Raw genomic sequence first — 15,695 nt, forward strand, 5'->3', positions numbered from 1 at the left:
CGTCCCGCAAGGGGATCGGTCAGCGCTTCACTTGGGTTCGGCTGAGTAGGTGCGTGCCGCCCAGCTTGGCCAGTAACTCTCGGCCGCGTCTAGGTCGATGCCGCGAAGACGGATGAGGCAGACGTCCTGGTCGCTGCGGGTAACTACCCAGAGGCTATGGGGCCGGCCGTGAGCTCGCTTCGGGATCCAGGCCAGCACCTCGTCAAGGTCGGTTTCTGAAAGCTCCCACTCTTGGTTCGACGTGCCGTCTTCGGACCAGAAGTGGACGCGGTACGTCGGACCGTCGACCTGCAAGGTTTGGTCGCGCGGATCGTGCAGCTCTGCTTTCATGCGCCCACTGTAACTATCGGGGTGCTCGAGGCTGGCCCGTATGGGGATTGATCACCGGGTCGTCACGCGGTGCGGCCGAGCATCGCAGCGGACGCTGCGGCGCAGTTCTGCGGGCGACGCGCTCGATCGTGTCTTCAGAGCATGGCGGCCTACCGAGGCGACTGCTTCAGAGGACTTGTCCGTCACCTATGGCTTTGGGGCCTTCAACGATAGTGAAGGCCGCTCCGGCGCTGAGGGAGCTGTAGTCGATGTCGTACAGAAGCTGAAGGGTCACTTCGCTCGTCTCGCCGGGATCGACTTCAGTAGCCTCGCTGCTGCGCACGATCACGCCGAGATGCGTTCCGTCGCCGCCGACGACGACGACATGAGGTCGGTACCTTCCGTCGAGACCGATGGGCGCCTTTCGGCCGCCGTCGCTGGTTGGACGGAGACGGATCCTCGCGCGAACCGTTCTCGCGTCTGATTGCGGTGGTGTCACCGGCTGACCACTATGCCTACTGTTCGATGCATGGACTGATCATCGCAGCCGCGCTTCGCGTCCCGGATTGGGATCGTTCAGCGCTTCGGTCGCAGGGGCAGGCCGGTCCGCCCAGTAGGCGAAGGATTCCGATCCTGGGCCCGCGTCAGGAGGCGTCGCTGTCTCTAGTCGAGGCGTCGATCGAGTCGAGGGTGACAACCATGACGGGCTGTATCGACCGCGTTTGAACTGCTCGAGCGTCTTCCACTGCTCGAGCGTCTTCCACTGCGCTGCGGACGAGCGTGAAATGGACAGACCCTGATGCGAAGTCGGCTTCGGGGTCGACAGAGATTGGCGACGACTGAAGCGACAGGACGGCTTGAGCCGCACGGCCCGCCGAGAGTCGAACCATTCGGGGGAGCAGCCCGTCGATCAGGAACAATCCTTGTGCGACCACCTGCTCCCGCCACGATACGTTGGCGGCCGGAAGGTTCGAGCGTAAGTGGATGCTATTCACCCACCACTCCACTCCCCAAGCATCGGACGGCGGAGCCGTCCGGAGGCGAGAGGCGGCGTAGGCCCGAAGTACAACCGAGTCACCTGAACGAGTGAACCCGCGTTCGATGAGCGGTCGGAGCGTGGGATCGTCGTTCAACCAGCGCTCCACGGCTCAACTCTGTCACGCAGTGACGTTGCGCATCGTCCCGTAAGGGAATCGACTGGCGGGCTATTCCTCGATCGGTTCAGCGCCCTCGAGCGGAGTCAGCGTCGCCCAGAATCCGTTCCCGGAACTGAGGTACAGGCGGAGGGGCTGGTCGGTGTCCATCGGGTCTCCGTCCGGGTAGAGGTCGGTGCCGCTGCACGCATCAGGCATCGACACGACGCGGATTGTCTCTCCTGCAATGAACGGTCCCTTCTCTGTCTCATCCACGGTGACCATGTATGCGGATGCTGCGACGCTGAAGACGCTCTGAGTTCCCGAGGCGCGAGGGGAGGCAGTCGTGATGACCGCTTCGGCGACTTCGTAGCGGGCTTCCGCGGATCCAAAATACGCCCAGCCCGGGCATCCCGACGTCTGCACCGCCGGCGCGCAGCCGGCGGCGGTGAGCAGCGCCGCTCCGGTTGTGAGCGCGGCAGCAACTCGAATGCGGTGACGCGAACCCGAGGTCATGCCGGTGACGCTACCCGCTCAGCTCCGTCCCATATGGGGATCGTTCTGCGGATCACCAAGTCGCCGGGCCGACCTCCGCCGGGTGCCGTGGTTCAGCGAGAGAGCCCTCCCGCTGTCAGCTTGCGCGGACCGACAGGTTCTTGCCGAGCTGGGTCCAGCCGTCGCCGGTGGCGTCGTCCGGTACGGCGTCGTCGGGGTGGATCTGTACCGTCCAGTCGTTCTGCTTTGACAGCTTCTCGCCGCAGCCGCTGACCGGTTCGTCGCCCTCGTTGACGATGACGCAGTGTCCGGCTCCCTCGCGAGGTAAGGCCAAGTAGAAGTCGAGGCCCTCGACGGACCCGGCGAACCGGATCGAGTCGGGATCGAGCTTGTCTCCGACGCTGCCGAGCGAGGGGAGTGCGTCCTGCTCCTGCTGCGCCCTGTCGTAGTCCGAGTACACGGTCGGGTCGTCGTAGACGGTGGTGTCCTGCGCGCACCCGCCGAGAAGAGGAAGGGCCATGAGCGCGACCGAGGCCGCACCGATCTTGAATCCGTAGGTCGATCGTTTGTGGCCCATGGCGTCCCCCGTCGCGTTTCGCTCACCCTACTTCGCCTGAACTCCAGAGCACCGGCTCTCATCAACGGAGCGAAGAGCGCGAGGCTGCCCGTTCCGTATGGGGATCCCCTAACGGGACGACGCAAAGCCGATCGAAGGTCAGTAGGCGACGTCAGCGGGCGCTGGCTTCCCGACTCGGCTGTGATCGGGCCGACGGGCTCGGTGGGAAGATCTGGCCAGGAGGAGACCTGCAGTCACAGCAGCCAGCGACGTGGCGACGCCGGTGAAGGGCAAAGTGTCCGCGACATCCCACGGGAGAAAGAACGCTCCAGGGTCGGTGAGGGGGTTGATGACCAGGAGGAGCCCGACACCAATCAGTGTGACGGGTCGTCCCGGCGAGAGCACGAGGGCGCCGAGTATCACGAGCGGGAAGGCGATGGCCCAGAGGATCGTCGTGGCGATCCACGTGAAGTCCGACTGTGTGGCGCTGTAGCAACCCTCGTTCAGGCCACTGAAGCACGAGCTCCAATGCACCAGGAACGCGGCGGCACCAGCAGCGCCGAGCGATGCGATTGTCCATCCAACCAACGGGCCTGACTTAGCGAGTCGCTTCATGCGCTCACCATAGGACTCGAAGGAGAACCTGAGCTAGATCCACATGGTCGAAGCGAAGGCCACCGCCGCGCCCCCACTCGCTCTGATGAACGATCGTTCAGCGAAACCATTCCAGGCCTGGAGCGCGGCGATCCCACCTGAGGGTCAGAGGGTGGGGAACCAGCTCGAGTTGTCCACGATCCACAGCGACACAGAGTTCCAGAGCCCGGTGATGACGAGGACGCCGATGACGATGAGGAGCACGGCGACGGCCTTGTTGGCGTAGGCGCCGATGCGGCGCAGCCAGCGGCGTGAGCGTGCTGCGCGGGCGAGGACGAGTCCGAGTAGGAACAGCGGGGTGAGCATGCCGAGGAAGTAGACGAACCCCAGCGCGACGCCGAGTCCCACGGTGTCGATGTTGGAGGCGAGGCCGTAGGCGATGGCGAGGGATGGGCCGAGGCAGGGGTACCAGACGGCGGCGCAGCTGATTCCGAGCAGCAGTGCTTTCGCGGCCGAGCCGACTGGGGTGGAGGTCTTCGTGATCCAGGGGATCCGGAGGAAGCCGAGGGAGTAGAGGCCGGCGGCGATGAGTAGTCCGCCGGCGATGAACGTGTACGGCGGCCGGGCGAGGTTCACGTTCGCGCCGAGCGCGAGCAGCAGCGCCACGGATCCGATCAGCACGAGAGCGGCCCCGACCGCGAACGCGAGGATCGACCACACCTGTCGAGACGGTCGAGCCCGTCCGTCCCCTGTCGAGGTGAGCGCGCCGACGATGCCGGGGAGGATCGGTGCAGCGCAGGGGGAGAGCAGAGCGAGCGCGCCCGCGAGGAACGCGGTGCCAAGCTCGGGGAACATCCCCTCACCCTAGTTTCCGGAAAGGGCGCGTCCTGGCCCCGCGCTTCCTAGGCTGACCTCGTGACCTGGACAAGTCGACCGCGCAGCATCGCAAGGGTGACCGCTCGAACCCTCGCCATCACGGCCATCGCTGCCGCGGGCGCGGCCTCGCTGAGCGGGTGCTTCACCACCGCCGAGCGGCCGCCGCTCACTTTCGCGGACCTCGACCGGGCGGCGACCGACGCCGATACGTTCCCGACGCTGCCCCCGCGGGCCTCCTCGTCCAAAATGGACGAGACCAGCTCCCGGCTCGTCGGCCGAGTCGGCGACCGGTCGCTGTTCCTGGCGCGCACGAGCGATCCGGAGACGACGTGCCTGACGAGCTTCGCTGACGAGGACACATGGAACCAAAGCTGCGGCGTCGGCGGGTTCGACTCCACGGTCGACCGGAACACTCTCCATGTCGTCCCGGACGGCGGGAGAGTCGAAGAGACGTGGACGCCGCTGAGCGAAAACGTCTTCATTGACAGTCCTGGTGTGCGGTGACGACGATCGAGGAGCTTCGACTGGATAAGAGAGGCAGGGAGCGGATGACTCAGAATCAAACTCGACTGCTCTCGTTCGCGTCGGCAGGAGCCCCGATCTTTGCAGTCGGGTTCGATGCTCGAGGAGGTCGCGGCGTTTCAAGTGCGAACTCCTTCTACCATCACCCCTCATTCCGACAAACGTTCTGGTCGCGGGTGAACCAGTGAAGCGTCGCGTCAGGTGGCGCTGGATTGCTCTCGCGGTCATCGTCCTCGTGGCGGGGTTTCTTCTCTCAAGCGACCTATCAGGGAGCTGTATGGACTACGTGAACGCGCCAGGCGTGTGCACTCGCGCCAACGAAGACCCGAGAACATGGGTCCTCCTTGTGATCGGTCCCCTGATCCTTGTGGGTGCGCTCTACCAAGCCTTCCGGCGTAGGTGACAGACGAAGAGGTATGCCCCTCTTGGGAGCGACATACTGCTTCGCGGGCGGGAGCGGTTGATCTATGACCGTCCTGGTCGTCGTGCAGAGATGGTTGATCGGTTGAACGGCTGGCGAGGTGCCGATTCGTGGCCCGTCTCAGGTGGCTGGCGGTGCTGTGATCTCGAGAGAAAGTTCGATCTCGATCGGGTCACCGCTGTGTGAGCGTAGGGCAAGAACAGCGGGGCCGGTGGGCAGGTCGGCGGGGAGGTCGAAGGACTCGTTGACAGTGGATCGTTCGCCCTTCGGTATCGGTCGGCCGAGGAGTATCTCTTCGCCGCTCGCGGAAGGGGTGATGGTCACCGTGACGTCCGAAGCTGCGCGGCTCGTGCCTCCGGTGTCTTCACACGTCTCCCAGATGAAGTCGGCGCTGAGCCGGACCACTCCGTCTGGTTGCAAGGTCGACTCTTGAAGCTCGACCGCCTTTGCGGCGCAGGATCCGGCCGAGCTCGAAGTCACGCCGGCGCAGCCGCTAACGCTGAAGACCATGCCTGCCGCGACGACAATGGATGTCAGCCCTGCTGTCCGTCCCTGCCTCATGCAGGTCAGTGAAGCATTGCGCGCTCCTGCTCTCATCACGAGCGCCGCAAACGTCATCAAACCGTTGATGTCCCGCACTCGGCCTTCGGTAGAGATCCGGAGGGCAGCGCCGGTCGAACCTCCCGTAACGGGATCGTCGTCCGGACGGTGAAACTACCCACTGACATCCGGCGTCCGGTGGCGGTCCCCTGCTGAACGGTGCGGGGAGGCAGCCCGTTGCACTTACTGGTCGAGCCGTCGAGCGAAGTGATGGGCGGTGATGTCCATCCGTTCGCGTAGGTAGAAGCGATGCGCCTCGAAGCGTTGCACGCCGGAGTCGAGCTCGATCGCGCTGCACCCCAGTTCCCGGCCTCGCTCCGCTAGGGCGGCTAGGAGTGCCGCGCCGTGACCGTGGGATCGCTCGGCGGCGGCGGTGGAGAGGTCATCGACGTAGAGCTTCCTGATGGCGCTCGTGTTGACGACTACTCGCCAGCCGGCGACAGCCACGCAGCGATCGTCTTGCAGTAGGGCGGTGAAGCGGAGACCTTGGGGCGCGCCTTCTCGCAGTACCAGCTCGAGCAGTTCGTCAGTGAGATGGGGGCGCAGCTCGCGGAGGACGAGAAGAGCGGCCGCCCACCGCGCGTCGCCGGGCTCTAGATCAATGATCACGGCGAGGAGACTAGCGCTCGCATCGTCCCGTACGGGAACGGGTTAGAGGGCGTCCCGTAAGGGGATCGCCCACCGGGACCCCCACGACCTCTTTGGCTGCCCTCTGACGCAGCGGCTCCACGGTGGAGAGCGAGTTCGGGCGGGGTCAGCTCCGGGGTCCTCGGTCGCTCCTGTGACCGGTCGAGCCGCTTAGGCCATCGCGCGTGCGAGTGCCCCGCCGGGAGGTCATCGCGTAGCGACGGCGAGGTTCAGTTTCTCACCGACGCGCAGAATCTCGTCTGAAGGGAAGCGGAACGGGTTGAGGTAGAACAGGTCATCGGCCGTCATGCCGAATCGTGCCGCGACGTCCTCTGCGAGGTCATTGCGGGCGACCGTGTACGACGTCGGCGTTCCGTCCGTCGATGTCGTCTCGCCACGCGCTGCTGCACGTGGGCCGGCGTCCTTGGCTACGAGATCGCTGCGTTGAGGCTTCACGCTCCATTGGACGTCAGCGACAGCAATGATCTTCATCGAGCAGTCGGAATCGTTCTGCGGTTTGGTGGTGATGACGAGCTGATCGATCGCTGTTGGATCGCCGCGGAACTCTGCGAGGTTCCGCCACGCCTTGTAGGGCTTCCCTGACTCCCCATCCGCGAGACGCATCGGGAAGTCGACGTCGAAACAGGTGGTCGTCGCATCGACCGGACTCAGCGCCGCCATGACCGCGACGAAACCTGAGGAAGATGTGGTCGCGGCGGGAATCTCTAGCTCGTCTGATGCCAGAGCCAGCCGGCCGTCAGCCGCACTCAAACGGATGGTGCCGGCCGTCCCATTGCTGCCCGTGAACGTTGCCACGCCAAGGTCACCGGTCAGTGCGGCGTCGGAGCTGCTGTCTGTGGACACCGGAGGCGGAGCCGGCGGTTCAGGCTGTGGCGTGCATCCCGTGACGACGATCAGGCATGCTGCGATCGCGACCGTTTTTCGCGCCTTCGAGAATGTCCCCACCAGCTCAGGGTAAGCGACGTCCCCGCTCTTCCCTTGGTCGTGCGGTTGGGGCGACCGGATGGAGTGCTCGCGATTTCCTCCGCAGAGGTCAGCTAGGGGCTACAGCAGCTTGCTAGTGTCCGGGCCTATGGATGAGCCCCGAAAGCGCGGACGCCCTTTCGTCATCGCGGGAACGACGATCGCGGCTGCAGCCGCCCTCTGTGCTCTCGTGCACTACGCCGGTCTGGCCGTATTCAGGACCGAGGGGGACGTGCCGGCGGCTTCGGCCGTCGACCTTCCAGACGGGAGCGAGCTCGTCAGTGAGACTGTCGAGTGCGCCTCCGGTGGGTGCTGGCGGCTGCTCTCGGTGCGCCCGCCCGACGCGATGACTCCCGAGCAGCTGTCGAGCGAGCTCGGAACGACGCCGCAAGCGCGCATCGCAGGAACACTCTGGGACCCGCGCACCATCACGGTGAGTTCCGCTATCGACGGACCCCTCCTCGAGGTCCGGGCCGATTACTGGTCACAGGAGTACGCGCCCTAGGCGCGCGAGTGACGCGTTCTCGAGTCGACAGCATTGGCGCCCCCCGACTGTTTCGCTGGGGGATCGCTTACCAGATGTCCTGCTCCTCACGCTGCGTCAGGGGCGACGGTGGCGGAGATCCGCCGCGTCCGTTCGATGATCAGGATGTCGGTGACTCGGATGCCGAGTGCGGTGAAGAAGCCAGCCACCGCATTCCAGTAGAGAGTCCAGAGGATGAGGCCGCCAACTTCGTTCTGGTCGTCCCGGGGTGGAGCCCAGTCGGCGTTCGCGGCGTGGACCTGCCAGATCACAGCGAGGGCGATGCACAGCAGGCACGCTCCGAGGCCGAAGGCGAAAAGGATCTTGCTCCCGGAGTTCGTGCAGCCGAATCTCCACAGCACGTTCCTGAGGACGATGAGCCACACGGGGATCGCTCCGAGCGAGAACGTCCATTGCTCCCACGTCACGAGAATGCCCCCGGCTCGCAGCGAGCCGGATCGTCGGCAGGTGCCGTCGTCACTCTTCGGAGAGCGGGGGAGTGGTCGCGATCATTTCAGGAGAAGGTGTCTCGTAACCGCCGATGATGAGCGTGCTGGTGTCGGTCCAGCTCGGCTCGGAGTAGGCAACCGGCTCGGGGTTTCCCGCGGCAGGCTTCTCGCTGGTGATCCCGGTAGCCACCGCACCCACAGCAAGGAAGCCGGCGACGATCCCTGCGACCGTCACGGTAAACACGGTGTTGCGAAGCGTCTGCATCGTGCTGCCCCTCGAGTAGGTCGAATGGTGGGGAGCGTACCAGCGCAGGTGCTCGCGACGCCATGCTACTGGTCCCGTATGGGGATCGTTCACCGGTACACGCAGACGCGACACCGAGCGCCGCGAAAACCCGCGGCGCTGAGTGTCCCGTTAGACCCGTCCGATGATTTGTTCGGTAGGGGGGCGTCAAACGGGATACTGGTCAGATGGCTGAGCTGATCGGATACGCCCGGGTCTCGACGGACAAGCAGGACGCGCAGGCGCAGCGTGACGCGCTGCGCGCTGTGGGGGTGCCGGCGGATCGGATCTACGTCGACGCCGGCCTCACAGGGTCCAACCGTGAGCGGCCCGCGCTGCGCGAGGCCCTGGCCGCGTGCGACACCGGCTCGACCCTGTTCGTGACGAAGCTCGACCGGCTCGCGCGGTCGATTACGGATGCGCGCGACATCGTGGACGAGCTGACCCGCAGGGGAGTGCGGTTGAACATCGGCGGGTCGCTGCACGACCCGACTGACCCGATGGGCCGGCTGCTGTTCAACGTGCTTGCGATGATCGCGGAGTTCGAGGGCGACCTGATCCGGTCGCGCACGCGCGAGGGGATGCAGATCGCGAAGGCGAAGGGGCGCCTGCGCGGCCGCCAGCCGAAGCTCTCCCCGAAGATCGAGGCACACCTTGTGGCGGAGTACCGCTCGGGCAACTACACCGTGGCCGAGCTCTCGGAGCAGTTCGGGGTGACGCGCTCAACGGTCTACCGCGCGGTCGAGCGCTCGAACATGACAGAGTTGCGCGCCGTCGACGTCACCCTTCCGCTCCCCGAGGGAGAGCGGAAAGACTGAGTGCCCAAATGGTCACTTGATGCGGCGTGTCGGATCGCGTTAATCACAGCCACAGCCCTACGTTAAACGCATGGCTTCGACGCGGCGTCCCCGAGGAACGATGGTGGATCCCACCAACGTCGCCTGGACCGTCGAGCGCCAGGCTCGCGACGACTTCAATGTCATGGCGCTGCGCGCGAACGTGTCGGCTGCGGTGTTCTTCGAGCGCCTGGTCGAGCACGTTCAGAGCGAGCTGACCGACGAAGGAATTCCGTCCTGGTGGCCTGCACAGCCGACTCTCCTCGAGGAGGAGCTGCCCATCGACACCCGTTAACGCATTAGGCCCGCCGCTCTCGCGACGGGCCTAGAAGCCTTGGCTTCCCACCTCGCACAGTTTGGCGACTCAGAGGTGTGAAGCAGTCCCACCCAAGAACCGGTATCCAGCCGGGCCTTCGGTGTACCCACCCGGAACGTACCCGGAAGGAATGCCCACATCGTAACAGCGGAGTCCGTCTCCGTGCACACCCGACCCACCCTTTTTTCAGGGGAGGAGTCGGTCGATTGTGCACCTGAGACGCCACAGGCAGCCGCGTCGCGGCCGAACAGTTCTCGAGCGAGCTCATGGAGCCCCGAGCCGGCGCCAGGCGCGTACGGTCCGCTTCCGGCGTGGACGTCCGGAGCGCACTGGTTCGACGCGCTGATGGACGCGCTGGGGACGTCGCCGGGGGAGGAGCTGCGCCGCGCTGCACGTGTCGCTCCGGACACGCTGCTGCGCGTCGCTCGCGCCGACTGGCTGGCGGCCGACGTCGACACCGGGCGCGGTGTGACGACGGCACACGAGACGGTCGCGGCCGCGCTGGGCATGTGCGGCAAGACGGTGCAGCGGGCCCGTGCGCTGATGGAGTCGCTGGGCTTCGCCGCGACGGTTCTCGACGGCCGCTACCTGACCCGCGCTGAGCGGAACGCGGCGCACGCGGCGCACGGCGGCCGACAGCTCCGCATGGCCTCCACGAGGGCGCTGATCATGCCGCGTCCCACGCCGGCGACCTTGCCTGCACCGACGTCACGGACGGGCGAATCTTTCGGTTCTGTGGAGAATGTCCAGCTACCCCGTAGGCGCCCACTTACATCTACAGCCCCAGTTAAAAGACACTCACCAACGCGCGGTGAACCGCGCTCAGGAGCCGCTTCGCGGCAGCCGAGGCGACGGAGTGATGCAAAACGCAGCTCGACCGGTCGGCCGGCGGTTCCCAGATCGATCGAGTTGCAGCGCTTCGCTGCTGCGCTGGCTCATCGCATCCCGTGGCTCGCCCGTGGAGTGCACATCGGGCACGTCGTCGGGATGCTCGACCGCACAGGTATCGACGTCTCCGAGTGGAGCGTCGAAGGGCTGATGTTCGCCATGAACGCCTGGCTGTCTCGCGACGGTCGCCGTGTCCCGGAGACGTTCACGAGCCGCAACGCGCTCGGGTTCTACGGGTGGGTCATCCGCCGGGTCATCACCGAGCACTCGCAGCTCGACACCGCGCGCCGGGTCGCTGCTGCGCAGCGCGACGCCGACCGTGCTCGGGCCGCTGCGGAGCGAGCGGCCGAGGCCGCCCGACTTGCGAGCATCGACCAAGACGAGGTGGACCGGATCATCGCGAAGATGAAGGCCGATCAGCGCGAGTTCGAGCGTGCAGCTCGGGACCGCGAGATGGCCCGCAAGCGCGCCGCCGCCGAGGTCCGCGAGGAGCTGGCCGCGCGCGCTGCGGAGTTGCGCTCTCGGGGCTGAGCACGCACCGAGGCCATCCATCCGATAAGCGGCGCGATGCCGGAGACGGGCGGCCGTCAGGAGTGCCCCGCAGGGGCATCCCGAAGGGACGCGCAGCGCTCTTGACGGTCGATCGGCGCAGGCAAGAGTGAAGCGTCGGATGGACGGCCGGACCGCAGCCGGCGCGCTTGTCGTGGGAACGGAGAAGCCCCCGCGAGCATGAATGCTCTAGCGGGGGCCTCCACAGCGACGAGGGGGGTTGTCGTGCACGATCAAATTACTCGTTCGGCCACGTCGCCAGAGCGTCGTAGTGAACGATCGTCGGCACTCCGTCGACGGTCTGGATCGTCGTGCCGGGCTCTCCGAGTCCGGCCCCGTGTGCGATCGCCGCGAGGACCAATCGAGTGTGCGCCAGGTCGAGGCCGGCGACGTCCTCGCGGAGGTCGACCGGGACTCCCTGGCCGAGAGACGAGGCGATCCGCGCGATGCGCTGCTCGCCTCCACTGAGCGCTCCGATTTCGTAGGCGAGGCGGTCGAAGTCGACGGCGCTCGTCTGCCAGGCGTTGTCGGTCTTGATCCACGGCGCACCGGCGTAGACGAGACGCGACCGGATGAGAAGTTCGACGGCCGCGGCGAGAGGGTTTGAACCCTCCGCCCACGAGCGGACCTGCGCGTGCAAAGCAGCGGAGGCGTGGTTGGTCATGCCACGTTCTCCATCGACTCCGCGCCGTTGTTCTCCGTCAACTCGGCGGCGGGGGCGTCAGCAGTAGTCGACCGTCGAGAGCGGGTGACGCGCGCTCGCGGCTGGTCAGGCCGCGGCACTCCTGCTGCGCGGAGTTCCTTCTCTGACCATCCCGACGCCAGCGCCTCAGCCCAGGCCTTTGCGTGACGGTTCTGCGCGTCAGCGAGAGCGGTCCGAGCAGCGTCCGTGTCGTTCGCGGCGGTAACGATCGTTCGGACGGCATCGACGCGCTTTTCGACAGTCGATTCGAGGAGGCGGCGCGCAGCGTCAGCCGCGTCCTCTGGGTTTCTGGTGTTGTCGCTCATGCCGTCAGGGTACATGCCCAAATGGGCATCTGAAAGGCGCGATTACGTCTCCGTTTCGGAGGCCCAGTTCTACCGCCGCGGAGTGCCGCTCGCGGTCCGGCTTCGTGCTCCTTCGCTACGCTCGGGCACGGCCGGTTTGTGGAGCAAGCTGTCGACTTACCGCCGGTAACTCGCTTGCCGACCTGGCGCTGCGCGCCGGCCGGGGGCATACTGGTCGTATGGTCCCCGCCGATTTGGCGGGTTCGCTGCGCTGGGCCGAAGGACAGGAAGGACACGCCGATGAGCGAAGATCGCGGTCGTGCGTTGTTCAGCCGTAAGCGGCGAGCGAACGTCGAGGGAGACGAGAAGCGGGACAAGCCGTATCGCGTCTACGTCACCGACGAGGAGCGGGTGCAGCTTGAGGCTCGGGCGGTCGTCCAGAGCGTCACGGTTCCCCGGCTGCTCTTCGAGTCCGCGATGAACGCCCAGGTGCGGACCGACACGGAGTGGAAGCAGGCTGTCGCCGAGCTGTTCTCCGTGAACTCTCGCCTCGAGAACCTGACGAACAACGTCAACCAGCTCGCCAAGTTCGCGAACACCGAGGGCCGATTCCCTGACGAGGCTGCGGCGATCTACCGCGAGTTCCAGAAGCTCGCTCCCGAGATTCGCGACGCCGTTCGTCGGGTGGCCGGCCTGTGATTCCGAACGTCACCTACGGCGGCCGCATGGACGGCCTGATGACCTACCTTGCGGGCGAGGGGCGCTCGAACGAGCACACCGAACAGCACCTCATCGCCGGCAACGGCGCGATCATGGCGATGCACGGAGAGAGCGTCCTCGACCACGCCGCCGCGCTCGCTGTCGCGCGCGATCTGAACCTCCCCAAGGAGGCATTCGGCGTCACCGTGCAGCGCGCGGAGAAGGTCACCGACCCGACCACCGGTGAGCTGATGATCGACTCCCGTACCGGGAAGCCGGTCACCGAGAAGGTCGACGCCGACGTGTGGCACTGCTCCCTCTCGCTGAAAGCCGAGGAGGGGCAGTTGAGCGACGAGAAGTGGGGCCAGATCGCCACCGAGTTCGTGCGCCGAATGGGGTTCGCTGGCGAGGACATCGGCAAGGCCGACTGTCGGTGGGTCGCCGTGCGGCATGGTCTCTCGAAGAACGGCAACGATCACATCCACATCGCCGTCTCCCGAGTGCGCGAGGACGGCACGAAGGCGTACATCCCCTACGACAAGCGCCTCGCCCAGAAGGTCAGCCGTGAGCTGGAACGCGACTTCGACCTACAGCCTTTGCACGCTCCGGAGCGCGAGCTTGGTGAGCGCGGAGTCGTCCCCGGCGAGCGTGAAGCTGCACGCCGACGAGGCGCCGTCGAGGTCGACGCACACCGACTCGAACGCGCCGTCCGCTCAGCCGCGACCAGTTCCGCGGACGAGGGTGAGTTCGTGCGTCGAATGCGCCAGGCCGGGGTGCTCATCCGCCCCCGCTACGCCGCCGGTCGAGACGACGTTGTCGCCGGCTACTCCGTCGCGCTGCGCCCCGACAAGGGAGCGCCGGTCGTCTGGCACGGCGGTGGGCGCCTCGCTCGCGACCTGACCCTTCCGGAGTTGCGGAAGGGCTGGCCGGACGAGCCACAGACTGCCCAGGCAGCCGTGGACGAGTGGCGCGCCACCGCGAAAAACCCGTGGCGGTACGAGCCGGTGAAGCCTGGCCGCGAGGAGGCCGAGCTGTCGAGTGACTTGTACTCAACCTACGCCGAGGACATGACCCGGCTCCACGACTACCTGAGCACCGTCGACCCGTCCGATCGGGCGACGTGGGCTCACGCTGCACGAGAAGCATCCGGGGCGTACGCAGCGTGGTCGCGGCGCCTCGAGCCGACTCCCGGACCGCTGGCCGAAGCGTCGCGCCAGCTCGCCCGATCCGCGCACCTGCGCGCGCACGAGTCGACGCCGCGGCCGACCGCGATGCCGTCGATGGCCGGCACGACGATGCTGATCCTCGCGACAGCCGGGAAGCGCAACAAGGCCGCCGAGGAGGCGATGTTGCTGCGCCAGATCGTGCGCACCACGCGGGCGATTATGGACGCCCACAAGGCCGCTGGCGACGCGCGACGCACCCAGGAGCTCGCGGGGACGATCCGGAACCAGTTGAAGGCGGTTCACGAGGGCTACAACGCGCAGATCCAGAAAAACGCCTGGGATGCTCTGCCCGAGGACACCCGTCGCGCACGCGAGACAGTGCAGGCGAGTTTCGCGACCGGGAGCCCGGTGCCGACGAAGCTCACCAAGGCTGCGCCGGACGCCACATCTATCGCTGCCCCGCAGCGCGGCGCTGAGCCGCGCGAGCGCGACGGACGCGACCGCTAGACCTACACGAGTGAAGGGGAGGCATCACTATGGCTGACGACGACGGAGGCGTGGAGGAGTCCATCAACTCGTCCGCACGGATCGCGCTCACAATCGCGGTCCAGCTGGGCGAGAAGCTGGCTCGCGCGTACCAGGAGGCGATGCGTGAGGCTCAGCAGCGCAGCGCGATCGAGGCGCGCGAGCTCGCAGCCCGCTACGAGGCTGAGCGGGCGTCTGCACGGCAGGCCGTGACAGTCGTCAACGATCCCCAGTGGTGGGATCAGGCGACCGTGCATGACGTCGCCCGCGTCGCTGAGACGGCCGCGGCGTGGAAGGACGCGGACCCGCAGATCGCGTCCGCCAGCGCCCTGATCGCGTCCGAGGCGAAGGAGCGCTACGGCGTCGACGTCGCCACGCTGCAGGGCATCGCCCGCGACACCCCGACCGAGCTGGACCTCGCGAAGCAGTGGGCCACTACCGCCGCACCCGAGGGGTACCACCGGCACGACGAGGACCGTCTCACCATGCCTGTCGGAGACGCCCGAGAGCCCAATCTTTCGGCCGAGCGTGCTCTCATCGAGGACTACCGCGCAGCGGTCGCAGGCGACATTCCCGCGATGCACGTAAGCCTTGCGGAGGAGTGGAAGCGCGCCAACGATCCGGTCGGCTACCAGGACTACCGCGTCGAGACGGCCGTCGCCTTCGATGACGACGGACGGGTGCAGCCCGCAGACCCGGCCGTTGCCGAAGCCGCCCGCGCCGCTCTCGTGCAGGAGTGGCGCACGGACCAGACCGGCGGCTCTGCCGTCGACGCAGCGGATGCCGAGCGGGCACAGTCGCAGCGCGACGTCACCGAAGCTCAGGTGATGGTCACGGAGGCCGACCGCCTCGACCGCGCCAACGACGCATCCCAGAACACGTCCGTCGAGATCCCCGTCGACGGCGAGCGTCGCGCCGATGAGCTCGAGCAGCAAGCTGCTCAGTACGACCGAGACGCGGAGGCCGGCGGGACACCCACGCAGAGCCCTGAGGAGCTGCGTAGCCTCGCTGAGGACGCTCGTGCCCAGGTCGCGCTCTACCGAGACGACAGCGGCCAGCAGAGTGCCCCCGACGCTCCCGCACCCGCTCAGGAGGGGCGTGCGGCCGCGGCACGCTCCGAAGGAGAGCTTGCGTACGACAGTGCCGAGCGGCGAGCACACACCGCAGCATCGATGCAGGCTCAGAACGTTCCCGAGGAGCAGGTCAACGCGCGGATGACCGTCGACGCCTCCTTCGCCACTCCTGCGCGCGGCGCGGAGGCCACGAAGCGCACTCGCGTCCCCTCGACGCGAGGCGCGCGTGGCCAGGGTGCTCAGATCGAGCGGTCCGAACCAGGTCGCTGACGCTGGAACAGAGA

21 protein-coding genes are annotated in these 15,695 nt (G+C 66.7%); 8 read left to right on the forward strand and 13 right to left on the reverse strand.

Features of this window, described 5'->3' with window-relative positions; all coding sequences use genetic code 11:
* Positions 1-27 precede the first annotated feature (27 nt).
* From C5C55_RS14645 to C5C55_RS14655, 6 genes are all read right to left on the reverse strand, one after another.
* Positions 28-330 carry a hypothetical protein gene (locus C5C55_RS14645; RefSeq protein ID WP_104234409.1) on the reverse strand — a complete coding sequence of 101 codons (303 nt, stop codon included), beginning with the start codon at positions 328-330 and terminating at the stop codon, positions 28-30.
* A gap of 166 nt (positions 331-496) precedes the next feature.
* The gene (locus tag C5C55_RS16685) at positions 497-658 is read right to left on the reverse strand and encodes a hypothetical protein (RefSeq protein ID WP_181027273.1); all 162 of its coding nucleotides are present in this window, start codon (positions 656-658) and stop codon (positions 497-499) included.
* 856 nt (positions 659-1,514) lie between these two features.
* On the reverse strand, positions 1,515-1,958 hold the full coding sequence (locus C5C55_RS16375; protein WP_146076925.1) for a hypothetical protein: 444 nt from the start codon (positions 1,956-1,958) through the stop codon (positions 1,515-1,517).
* Between the two features lie 115 nt (positions 1,959-2,073).
* Positions 2,074-2,514: a hypothetical protein gene (locus C5C55_RS14650; RefSeq protein ID WP_104234410.1), complete on the reverse strand. Its 441-nt coding sequence runs from the start codon at positions 2,512-2,514 to the stop codon at positions 2,074-2,076.
* A gap of 138 nt (positions 2,515-2,652) precedes the next feature.
* Complete coding sequence (locus C5C55_RS16380; RefSeq protein ID WP_146079385.1) at positions 2,653-3,108, reverse strand: hypothetical protein; 456 nt, start codon at positions 3,106-3,108, stop codon at positions 2,653-2,655.
* A gap of 144 nt (positions 3,109-3,252) precedes the next feature.
* Positions 3,253-3,942, reverse strand: coding sequence for a cytochrome c biogenesis CcdA family protein (locus C5C55_RS14655; protein ID WP_104234411.1), 690 nt, complete (start codon positions 3,940-3,942; stop codon positions 3,253-3,255).
* A gap of 96 nt (positions 3,943-4,038) precedes the next feature.
* On the opposite strand from C5C55_RS14655, the gene C5C55_RS14660 reads away from it, so the two are divergent.
* Positions 4,039-4,467: a hypothetical protein gene (locus C5C55_RS14660; protein ID WP_104234412.1), complete on the forward strand. Its 429-nt coding sequence runs from the start codon at positions 4,039-4,041 to the stop codon at positions 4,465-4,467.
* A gap of 559 nt (positions 4,468-5,026) precedes the next feature.
* Here the strand turns inward: C5C55_RS14660 and C5C55_RS16385 are convergent.
* The 3 genes from C5C55_RS16385 to C5C55_RS14670 all read right to left on the reverse strand — a co-directional run bounded on the left by C5C55_RS16385 (position 5,027) and on the right by C5C55_RS14670 (position 7,099).
* Positions 5,027-5,545, reverse strand: a complete 519-nt coding sequence (locus tag C5C55_RS16385; RefSeq protein ID WP_146079334.1) for a hypothetical protein — start codon at positions 5,543-5,545, stop codon at positions 5,027-5,029.
* 144 nt (positions 5,546-5,689) lie between these two features.
* The gene (locus C5C55_RS14665; protein WP_104234413.1) at positions 5,690-6,115 is read right to left on the reverse strand and encodes a GNAT family N-acetyltransferase; all 426 of its coding nucleotides are present in this window, start codon (positions 6,113-6,115) and stop codon (positions 5,690-5,692) included.
* A gap of 225 nt (positions 6,116-6,340) precedes the next feature.
* Positions 6,341-7,099, reverse strand: coding sequence for a LysM domain-containing protein (locus C5C55_RS14670; protein WP_146079335.1), 759 nt, complete (start codon positions 7,097-7,099; stop codon positions 6,341-6,343).
* A gap of 127 nt (positions 7,100-7,226) precedes the next feature.
* Between C5C55_RS14670 and C5C55_RS14675 the strand changes: the two genes are divergently transcribed.
* Entirely contained in the window at positions 7,227-7,622 is a 396-nt protein-coding gene (locus tag C5C55_RS14675) for a hypothetical protein (RefSeq protein ID WP_146079336.1), read from the forward strand.
* Between the two features lie 86 nt (positions 7,623-7,708).
* On the opposite strand, the gene C5C55_RS14680 is transcribed toward C5C55_RS14675, so the two are convergent.
* Both C5C55_RS14680 and C5C55_RS14685 read right to left on the reverse strand, forming a co-directional pair.
* Entirely contained in the window at positions 7,709-8,026 is a 318-nt protein-coding gene (locus tag C5C55_RS14680; protein WP_146080962.1) for a hypothetical protein, read from the reverse strand.
* 91 nt (positions 8,027-8,117) lie between these two features.
* Positions 8,118-8,354, reverse strand: a complete 237-nt coding sequence (locus tag C5C55_RS14685; RefSeq protein WP_104234417.1) for a hypothetical protein — start codon at positions 8,352-8,354, stop codon at positions 8,118-8,120.
* Positions 8,355-8,560: 206 nt separating this feature from the next.
* Here C5C55_RS14685 and C5C55_RS14690 point away from each other — a divergent pair, with 206 nt between their 5' ends.
* The 3 genes from C5C55_RS14690 (at position 8,561) to C5C55_RS16390 (ending at position 10,943) form a co-directional block, all read left to right on the forward strand.
* Positions 8,561-9,190 carry a recombinase family protein gene (locus C5C55_RS14690; protein WP_104234418.1) on the forward strand — a complete coding sequence of 210 codons (630 nt, stop codon included), beginning with the start codon at positions 8,561-8,563 and terminating at the stop codon, positions 9,188-9,190.
* 100 nt (positions 9,191-9,290) lie between these two features.
* Positions 9,291-9,503: a hypothetical protein gene (locus C5C55_RS14695; RefSeq protein WP_258061513.1), complete on the forward strand. Its 213-nt coding sequence runs from the start codon at positions 9,291-9,293 to the stop codon at positions 9,501-9,503.
* A gap of 366 nt (positions 9,504-9,869) precedes the next feature.
* Positions 9,870-10,943: a hypothetical protein gene (locus tag C5C55_RS16390; RefSeq protein WP_146079338.1), complete on the forward strand. Its 1,074-nt coding sequence runs from the start codon at positions 9,870-9,872 to the stop codon at positions 10,941-10,943.
* A 256-nt stretch (positions 10,944-11,199) separates the two neighbouring features.
* On the opposite strand, the gene C5C55_RS14705 is transcribed toward C5C55_RS16390, so the two are convergent.
* Together C5C55_RS14705 and C5C55_RS16395 are read right to left on the reverse strand one after the other, a co-directional pair.
* Positions 11,200-11,625, reverse strand: coding sequence for a hypothetical protein (locus C5C55_RS14705; RefSeq protein WP_104258229.1), 426 nt, complete (start codon positions 11,623-11,625; stop codon positions 11,200-11,202).
* Positions 11,622-11,969, reverse strand: a complete 348-nt coding sequence (locus tag C5C55_RS16395) for a hypothetical protein (RefSeq protein ID WP_146079339.1) — start codon at positions 11,967-11,969, stop codon at positions 11,622-11,624. The genes C5C55_RS14705 and C5C55_RS16395 overlap by 4 nt, the downstream gene beginning before the upstream one ends.
* Positions 11,970-12,248: 279 nt before the next feature.
* Between C5C55_RS16395 and C5C55_RS14710 the strand changes: the two genes are divergently transcribed.
* Genes C5C55_RS14710 through C5C55_RS14720 form a run of 3 tightly spaced genes read left to right on the forward strand, consistent with a single transcriptional unit; the run spans position 12,249 to position 15,681 of the window.
* Complete coding sequence (locus C5C55_RS14710) at positions 12,249-12,647, forward strand: plasmid mobilization relaxosome protein MobC (RefSeq protein WP_146079340.1); 399 nt, start codon at positions 12,249-12,251, stop codon at positions 12,645-12,647.
* Complete coding sequence (locus C5C55_RS14715; protein WP_104234423.1) at positions 12,644-14,320, forward strand: relaxase/mobilization nuclease domain-containing protein; 1,677 nt, start codon at positions 12,644-12,646, stop codon at positions 14,318-14,320. Before C5C55_RS14710 ends, C5C55_RS14715 begins: the two co-directional genes overlap by 4 nt.
* 29 nt (positions 14,321-14,349) lie before the next feature.
* Positions 14,350-15,681 (forward strand): hypothetical protein, encoded by a 1,332-nt coding sequence (locus tag C5C55_RS14720; protein ID WP_104234424.1) that lies wholly within the window; start codon positions 14,350-14,352, stop codon positions 15,679-15,681.
* Positions 15,682-15,695 lie beyond the last annotated feature (14 nt).

Origin of the sequence: Rathayibacter sp. AY1C2 (assembly GCF_002931195.1) — a bacterium.
GTDB lineage: Bacteria > Actinomycetota > Actinomycetes > Actinomycetales > Microbacteriaceae > Rathayibacter.

Coding starts and splice junctions, on each gene's coding strand:
- C5C55_RS16390 (WP_146079338.1), top strand. CDS start 9,870: ATGGACGCGCTGGGGACGTCGCCGGGGGAGGAGCTGCGCCGCGCTGCA.
- C5C55_RS14685 (WP_104234417.1), bottom strand. CDS start 8,354: ATGCAGACGCTTCGCAACACCGTGTTTACCGTGACGGTCGCAGGGATC.
- C5C55_RS14675 (WP_146079336.1), top strand. CDS start 7,227: ATGGATGAGCCCCGAAAGCGCGGACGCCCTTTCGTCATCGCGGGAACG.
- C5C55_RS14710 (WP_146079340.1), top strand. CDS start 12,249: ATGAGCGAAGATCGCGGTCGTGCGTTGTTCAGCCGTAAGCGGCGAGCG.
- C5C55_RS14655 (WP_104234411.1), bottom strand. CDS start 3,942: ATGTTCCCCGAGCTTGGCACCGCGTTCCTCGCGGGCGCGCTCGCTCTG.
- C5C55_RS16380 (WP_146079385.1), bottom strand. CDS start 3,108: ATGAAGCGACTCGCTAAGTCAGGCCCGTTGGTTGGATGGACAATCGCA.
- C5C55_RS16375 (WP_146076925.1), bottom strand. CDS start 1,958: ATGACCTCGGGTTCGCGTCACCGCATTCGAGTTGCTGCCGCGCTCACA.
- C5C55_RS16395 (WP_146079339.1), bottom strand. CDS start 11,969: ATGAGCGACAACACCAGAAACCCAGAGGACGCGGCTGACGCTGCGCGC.
- C5C55_RS14720 (WP_104234424.1), top strand. CDS start 14,350: ATGGCTGACGACGACGGAGGCGTGGAGGAGTCCATCAACTCGTCCGCA.
- C5C55_RS14645 (WP_104234409.1), bottom strand. CDS start 330: ATGAAAGCAGAGCTGCACGATCCGCGCGACCAAACCTTGCAGGTCGAC.
- C5C55_RS14705 (WP_104258229.1), bottom strand. CDS start 11,625: ATGACCAACCACGCCTCCGCTGCTTTGCACGCGCAGGTCCGCTCGTGG.
- C5C55_RS14650 (WP_104234410.1), bottom strand. CDS start 2,514: ATGGGCCACAAACGATCGACCTACGGATTCAAGATCGGTGCGGCCTCG.
- C5C55_RS14695 (WP_258061513.1), top strand. CDS start 9,291: ATGGTGGATCCCACCAACGTCGCCTGGACCGTCGAGCGCCAGGCTCGC.
- C5C55_RS14690 (WP_104234418.1), top strand. CDS start 8,561: ATGGCTGAGCTGATCGGATACGCCCGGGTCTCGACGGACAAGCAGGAC.